We start from the raw sequence: 7,188 nt of genomic DNA on the forward strand, positions 1-7,188 counted from the left end.
CGGCGTCTCCGTCGTCGCCGCCGCGGTCGCCGTCGCCGGCGGCCACGCCGCCGAGGTGATCGAGGCCGGGCATCGGGATCGCCACCGGGCGCCGGCGGCGCGGTCGGCTGGCTGCTCGTCGACGGCGACGAGCCCGCGGTCCCGGTCCGGGTCGCCGTCCCGGCGCTCGCGGTCACGGGCGCGCTCTGGGTCGGCGCGTACGCGCTCGCCGACTCGCTTCTCGTCACGCTGGTCGCGACGACCGCCGCGGTCGTCGCGGTGGTCGCGCTGCCGGCGGTGGCGGACCGCGGGATCGACATCCGCGGGGCGATTTAATACCCGGGCCGCCGTCACCCCGGACGATGGTGGACGGCTCCCTCGTCGACGTCGGGGTGATCGCCGCGACCGTGCTCGGGCTCTGGATCGGCGCGCGGTCGCTCGTGGACGCGGTCGTCCGACTCGCGCGGCGGTTCGGCGTCTCCGAGCTGACGATCGGGTTGACGATCGTCGCGATGGGGACGTCGACGCCGGAGCTCGTCGTGTCGATCGACGCGGCGTTCGCGGAGCTCGGCGACGTCGCCGTCGCGAACGTGCTCGGCAGCAACGTCTACAACCTCGCGTTCATCCTCGGCGTCGTCTCCCTCCTGCGCGTCGTGCCGGTCGAGCGCTCGATCGTCCACCGCGACGGAGCCGCGCTCGTGGCCGCGACGCTGGGCGGGGGTCGCGGCCCTCGCCGACGGCGTCGTGACGCGCCCGGAGGGGATCGCGCTCGCGCTCGGCTTCGTCGCGTACACGGCCTACCTGCTCCGCGACGAGCGCGCCGGCCCGTCGATCGTCACCGAGTACCCGAACTCGCGGGTGACGGAGACGCTCGCGCACCACGCCCGGTTCCGCGGCCGCGACGCCGTCCTGCTGGTCGGCGGGCTCGCGCTCGTGCTCGTCTGCGGCCACTTCATGGTGGAGGCGGCGACGTCGCTGGCGCGCGGCGTCGGGGTCTCCGAGTGGGTCATCGGCGGGACGATCGTGGCCGCGGGCACGTCCACGCCCGAACTCGCGGTGTCGCTGGTCGCGATGCGGCAGGGACACGTGGGGATGTCTGTCGGCAACGTCGTGGGTTCGAACGTGTTCAACGTCCTCGGAATCATGGGCGTCGCCGCCGCCCTCCGACCGCTCGCGGTGAGCGGGGCGGCGGGAGAGACCGGCCTCTGGCTGGTCGCGGTGACGGTTCTGATGGTCGCCGCGCTGTGGTCGGGGCGTCGGCTCTCGCGCGTCGAGGGTGCGCTGTTCGCGCTCTCGGAGGCCGTCAGGTGGGTGCTCGGGCTACTCCGGATCTTCGGCTGAGCGACTCAGCCGCTGCGGGGAGCGCGGCAAAAAAGCGAAATACGGGAAACAGGTGCGTCGGTCGCTGAGCGTGCCCGTCTCCGACCGCCTCAGAACGTCTCCAGGTAGCGGTCTTCCTCCCACTGCGAGACCTGCGTGAGGTACTCGCTGAACTCCTGGGACTTCGCCTCGGCGAACTTCTCGGCGGTGTGCGGCCCGAGCGCGTCCTGGATGACCTCGTCGGACTCGAGCGCCTCGACGGCCGCGCCCAGGTTCGGCGGCAGCGTGTCGATGCCGTACTCCTGGCGCTTCTCGTCGTCGAACTCGTAGATGTCCTCGCGGACCGGGTCGCCGGGGTCGGCGTCCGTCTTGATCCCGTCGAGGCCGGCGGCGATGAGCGACGCCATCCCGAGGTAGGGGTTACACGACGGATCGGGGCTGCGGACCTCGAAGCGCGCGGAGACGCCGGCGGCGTCCGGGACGCGCACGAGCGCCGAGCGGTTCGTGTCGGACCACGCGACGTAGATGGGCGCCTCGTAGCCGGGGACGAGCCGCTTGTAGGAGTTCACGGTCGGGTTCGTGACGGCCGTGAACGCCTGTGCGTGGTTCAGGATGCCGCCCATGAACTGGTAGGCGGTCTCGCTCAGGTTGAACTCGTCGTCGTCGTCCGCGAACGCGTTGCCGTCCTCGTCGAAGAGCGAGATGTGGCTGTGCATCCCCGAGCCGTTGATCTCGGCGATCGGCTTGGGCATGAACGTCGCGTGGAGGTCGTGCTGTTCGGCGACCGCGCGGACGACGGCCCGGAACGTCGCGATGTTGTCCGCGGTCGTGAGCGCGTCGGCGTACTTGAAGTTGATCTCGTGTTGGCCCTCGGCGACCTCGTGGTGGGAGGCCTCGATCTCGAAGCCCATCTCCTCTAACGTGAAGATGATCTCCTTGCGGACGTCGCTCGCGAGGTCCTTCGGCGCCAGGTCGAAGTAGCCGCCGTTGTCGTGGGGGATCGTGGTCGCGTTGCCGTCCTCGTCCTTCTCGAACAGGAAGAACTCCGGTTCGGGGCCGATCGAGACGGAGTAGCCCATCTCCTCGGCCTCCGCGAGGACGCTCTTTAACACCTGCCGCGGGCCGCCGACGAACGGTTCGCCGTCGGTGTCGACGATGTCACAGATGATCCGGGCGGCGGCGGAGCCGTCCTCGTCGCGCCGCCACGGGAGCACCGCGAACGTGTCCGGGTCGGGGACGAGCCGCATGTCCGACTCCTGGATGCGTACGAACCCCTCGATCGAGGAGCCGTCGAAGTAGATCCCTTCGGTGAACGCCTTCTCCGCCTGGTGGGCGGGCACGGAGACGTTCTTGACGACTCCGAGGATGTCGGTGAACTGGAGCCGCAGGAAGTCGACGTTCTCCTCTTCCATCTCGTCGAGTACCGCCTGTTCTTTGGCCGTGAGGCCGCCGTCCGGTTTCGCGTGTTCGTCCGTCATGTTCTGGACGACTAGTTCGTTATCTGCCAGTATAAAGGCCTTATCGCTTGGTGCATGAACCGCCAGTCTCGCAAAAAGGCTGGACATTCGTAAAATTATAAACCCCTGAAACCGTTAGTAGGTGTGATGACGTACGAAAACCTCGACGCGAAACTCGTGAATTCCCTTCTGAGCAACGGCCGCGCGAGCCTCCGGAGCCTCGGCGACGAGCTCGACGTCTCCGTGACCACGGTCTCGAACCACCTGCGAGACCTCGAAGACGAGGGCGTGATCCGCGGGTACACGCCCATCGTCGACTACGACAAGCTCGGCTACGACGTCACGGCGGTGCTCCAGCTCAAAGTAGAGGGCAGCGCGCTCCCCGACGTCACCGAGAAGCTCAGAAAGGAGAAACAGATGGTGAGCGTCTACGAGGTCACCGGGGACTACGACGTGATCGCGATCGGGAAGTTCACCGACACGGACGGGATGAACGACCAGATCAAGTCGATCCTCACCGACGCCGACATCCGCGAGTCGAACACGAGCGTCGTGCTCAACGCGGTCACGGAAAACGAGCAGTTCGACCTCGACCTCAACGAGGAATAGCGTCGAGTTCCGCGGTCACCGCCGCTCGGGCGGCTGGGAACGGTTCGCGGCCGCACGCAGCGTTTCGACCGCCGGCAGCGACTCGCCCGTGAGCGCGCGGATGTACGCGCCCCCGGCGATCGAGACGTGCGAGAAGTCGTCCTCGTCGAGCCCGTACAGCTCGATCGCGCGGGAGGTGTCGCCGCCGCCGACGACCGAGAAGCAGTCGGTCTCGGCGATCGCCTCCAGCACGCCGACGGTCCCGTCGGCGAACCGCTCGTCCTCGAAGACGCCGAGCGCGCCCTTCACGAACACGGCATCGGACGCGCGGATCGGGGGTTCGTAGTCGGCCACCGTCTCGGACCCGACGTCGAGGTACGCCTCCGTCTTCTCGTCGATGTCGTCGACGGCGACCTCGGCGCGGTCGCCGTCGTCCTCGTACGCCAGGTCGCTCGCGAGGCGGATCGCGTCGCCCCGCTCGGCGAGGACCGACTCGATCAGCTCGCGGTTCCGCTCCCACTGTTCGTCGAAGAGATCCGTCCCGGCCACGTCGTGGCCGACCGGGTGACCCGCGGCGCGCAAGAACAGCTCGCCGGCGACGCCCCCGAGCAGGAAGCGGTCGACCTTGTCGGCCAGGGCGTCCATCACGCCGATCACGTCCGTGGCCTTCGTCCCGCCGACGACCATCGTCACCGGGCCGTCGAACTCGCGGGTCGCGATGGCGGTGTTGGCCTCGTACTCCGTCTCCATCACGCGCCCGGCGTACGCGGGCAACGCGAGCGGGAACCCGACCAGCGAGGCGTGTCTCCGGTGTGCCGCCGAGTAGGCGTCGTTGACGTACGCGTCGAAGCGCGGGGCGAGCGTCGTCACGAACGCGGTCTCGGCCTTCGCTTCCGGCGACTCCTCGGGCAGCTCGTCGTCGCACATCCGGGTGTTCTCAAGCAGGAGCACCTCGCCGGGTTCGAGCGCGTCGATCGCCGACAGCGCCTCGTCGCCGTAGGTGTCCGCGACGAAACGGACGTCGCGGCCGACGTGCTCGGCGAGGATGGCCGCGTGGCCCGAAAGCGACGTGAAATCGTCGCGGCCGGGGCGGCCCTGGTGGGCCATGCACACGACGCGGTGCCCCGCGTCGGCGAGCTCGCGGACGGTCTCCGCGTGGCGCTCGAAGCGGCGGTTGTCTTGCGGTTTGCCGTCCTCGATCGGGGAGTTGAGGTCGAGCCGCACGAGGACGCGCGAGTCGGCCGGCAGGTCGTCGATGGTGGCGAACGTGGACATGTGTACACGGTGGTCGGTGAGCTACTTAGTGGTGGGTTCTCGAACGGCAGCGGGAACAATCCGAGCGTCGTGACGGATTACGCCTCGTCGGTGACGTACGCGGCCATGTCGAGCATCCGGTTCGAGAAGCCGTACTCGTTGTCGTACCACGTGAGGATCTTCACCAGCTCCCCGCCGGCGACGACGTTCGTCGACTGGAGGTCGACGTAGCTGGAGAACGGGAGGCCGACGATGTCGCTGGAGACGACCTCGTCGTCGGTGTAGCCGAGCACGCCCGCGAGCGGGCCCGAGTCGGCGGCGTCGCGGAAGGCGTCGTTGACCTCCTCCTCGCTGACGGTCTTGTCGAGGCTGACGACGAACTCGGTGAGCGAGCCGTTCGGGACCGGGACGCGCATCGCCATCCCGTCGATCTTCCCCTCCAGCTGCGGGAGGACCTCCTGGGCGGCGCCGGCCGCGCCCGTCGAGGTGGGCACGATGTTCTCGGCGGCGGCGCGGCCGCGGCGCCGCTTCGCCATCGGGCCGTCGACGAGGCTCTGCGAGCCGGTGTAGGCGTGGACGGTCGTGAGCGTCCCGGCCTCGATGCCGAACTCCTCGTCGAGCACCTTCGCGACGGGGGTGATGGAGTTGGTCGTACAGGAGGCGTTCGAGATCACGTCGTCGCCGTCGTACTCGTCGTGGTTGACGCCGTAGACGAGTTGCTTGACGGGCTTCTCGCCCTTCGGCGGCGCCGAGATGACGACGGTGTCCGCGCCGCCGTCGAGGTGCGCGCTCGCGTCGTCCCGCGTCCGGAAGACGCCTGTACACTCCAGGGCGACGTCGACGTCGAGTTCGTCCCACGGGAGGTCGGCGGGGTCCTGGACGTTGAAAAGCGAGACCGACGTGCCGCCGATCGTCAGCGTATCGCCCTCGCGTTCGACGCCGTCGAGCCGGCCCATGACGGTGTCGTACTTCGCGAGGTACGCCATGTCGTCGAAGTCCATCACGTCGTTGATCCCGACCAGTTCGATCCGGGGGTGCTCCAAGACCGCGCGGAACACGTTTCGCCCGATCCGCCCGAACCCGTTGAGCCCCACTCGGACGACGTCGTCCTCGCTCACGTCTGCTGCGGCGACGAGATGTGATTTACTCATATGCGAATAAGCGCCCCCGAGCTACTTAAATTCGTACGAGTCGGCTGCGGACCGTCCGGACGCTTTTCGGATCCGTTTCGGAGAATACGGCGGCCGACAGAAGGCTTATCGGGCTCACCGCCGTCAGGTGAACCATGGACAGAGACGACCGTGACGATCCGTTCGGCGATTTCTTCGCGGAGATCGAACGGATGATGAACGAGATGGCCAACGGCGCCCCCGCCGACGAGGACGCGGGGTTCGGCTCCGAGACGCACGTCGACGCGTACACGAGCGAGGACTCGGTCCGACTCGTCGCCGACCTCCCGGCCGTCTCGAAAGACGAGCTCTCGCTGCAGTGTGACGGCGAGGCGCTCACCATCTCCGCGGTGTCGGACCGCCGGGAGTACGACGAGACCGTCGAACTCCCCGCTCCCGTCGACGAACACTCCGCGGACGCGACGTTCAACAACGGCGTGTTGGTGGTCTCGTTCGACCGCGACGACGACTCCGCGTCGATCGACGTCGCCTGATCGGTCGCTTCGTCGGCGACCCGCTTCGGCCGAGCGGCGGTCGACCCGCTCGCCACGTCCCGAGAGCGGCCTCCTTCCTTGCCCCGTTCCCTCCCGTCACTCTCCCTCGCCGGCCGTCCGTCGGATCAGCGCCGCGAGCCGGTCGTAGAACCCCGGCTCGTACTTCGTCGCGGCGTCGACGGTGGGCCGAGCGTTCGTCTCGTTGACGACGATCCGATCGTCCGTCGCCAGCAGGTCGACCCCGAGGTAGTCGATCCCGAGGATCTCGGCGGTTCGCTCGGCCAGTTCGCGGCCGCGCTCGGGGAGTTCGACGCCGCGCGCGGTCGCGCCGCGGTGAACGTTGTGTTTCCAGCGGCCCCCCGCGGCGTCGTCGGGGAGCTCTCGCCGGACCGCGCCGGCGTAGTCGCCGTCGAGGACCATGGCCCGGTAGTCGCGCGCGTCGGGGAGGAACTCCTGGATCAGGTACGACTTGTCGCCGGTCGCGCGGTAGTCGTGGGTGAGGTTCAGGTAGTCGACGACGCCCAACAGGGAGTCGAGGTCGCCCGCCGTCGTGACGCCGACGCCGCGGGTCGCGGAGTTCGGCTTGACCACGACCGGGTACGAGAACGACGCGACCGCGTCGGCGACGACCGACTCGTCGACGGGGTTCGACACGAGGGTCGTCCGCGGCGTCGGCAGGCCGGCGGCCGAAACCGCCGCCAGGACGCCCGCCTTGTTCCGCGAGGCGAGGACCGCCTCGCGGCCGTTCACCCACGGCACGCCGAGCCGCTCGTCGACGACCGCCCCCTCCATGAGCCGCGAGGGGTAGACGAACCCGGCGTCGAATCCGTCGAACTCGCCGGAGTCGCCGGAATCGTCGGGTGTGTCGGGGTCGCCCCCCGCCGCGACGGACGCCTCGGCGCCCGCGTCGACCGCGTCCTCGCCGGG

Annotated in this window: 6 protein-coding genes and 2 pseudogenes; 4 read left to right on the forward strand and 4 right to left on the reverse strand. The window is 69.0% G+C overall.

The window, feature by feature from the left end:
* Together GJ633_RS12230 and GJ633_RS12235 are read left to right on the forward strand one after the other, a co-directional pair.
* Positions 1-315 (forward strand): annotated as a pseudogene (locus GJ633_RS12230) (phosphoesterase); the annotation flags it as partial.
* Between the two features lie 26 nt (positions 316-341).
* A pseudogene (locus tag GJ633_RS12235) lies at positions 342-1,320 on the forward strand (calcium/sodium antiporter).
* Positions 1,321-1,409: 89 nt separating this feature from the next.
* On the opposite strand, the gene glnA reads toward GJ633_RS12235, so the two are convergent.
* Complete coding sequence (glnA, locus tag GJ633_RS12240; protein ID WP_156589054.1) at positions 1,410-2,777, reverse strand: type I glutamate--ammonia ligase; 1,368 nt, start codon at positions 2,775-2,777, stop codon at positions 1,410-1,412.
* A 126-nt stretch (positions 2,778-2,903) separates the two neighbouring features.
* Between glnA and lrp the strand changes: the two genes are divergently transcribed.
* Complete coding sequence (gene lrp / locus GJ633_RS12245) at positions 2,904-3,365, forward strand: HTH-type transcriptional regulator Lrp (protein ID WP_156589055.1); 462 nt, start codon at positions 2,904-2,906, stop codon at positions 3,363-3,365.
* A gap of 15 nt (positions 3,366-3,380) precedes the next feature.
* Here the strand turns inward: lrp and GJ633_RS12250 are convergent, their stop codons facing one another.
* Complete coding sequence (locus GJ633_RS12250) at positions 3,381-4,619, reverse strand: phosphoglycerate kinase (RefSeq protein ID WP_156589056.1); 1,239 nt, start codon at positions 4,617-4,619, stop codon at positions 3,381-3,383.
* 77 nt (positions 4,620-4,696) lie between these two features.
* Positions 4,697-5,749 carry a type I glyceraldehyde-3-phosphate dehydrogenase gene (gap, locus tag GJ633_RS12255; protein ID WP_156589057.1) on the reverse strand — a complete coding sequence of 351 codons (1,053 nt, stop codon included), beginning with the start codon at positions 5,747-5,749 and terminating at the stop codon, positions 4,697-4,699.
* Positions 5,750-5,883: 134 nt separating this feature from the next.
* On the opposite strand from gap, the gene GJ633_RS12260 reads away from it, so the two are divergent.
* Positions 5,884-6,261 (forward strand): Hsp20/alpha crystallin family protein, encoded by a 378-nt coding sequence (locus GJ633_RS12260; protein ID WP_156589058.1) that lies wholly within the window; start codon positions 5,884-5,886, stop codon positions 6,259-6,261.
* A 96-nt stretch (positions 6,262-6,357) separates the two neighbouring features.
* On the opposite strand, the gene GJ633_RS12265 is transcribed toward GJ633_RS12260, so the two are convergent.
* A partial coding sequence (locus GJ633_RS12265) for a RimK family alpha-L-glutamate ligase (RefSeq protein WP_156589059.1) occupies positions 6,358-7,188 on the reverse strand: 831 nt, incomplete at its 5' end.

This window comes from Halorubrum sp. CBA1125 (assembly GCF_009742825.1).
Lineage (GTDB): Archaea > Halobacteriota > Halobacteria > Halobacteriales > Haloferacaceae > Halorubrum.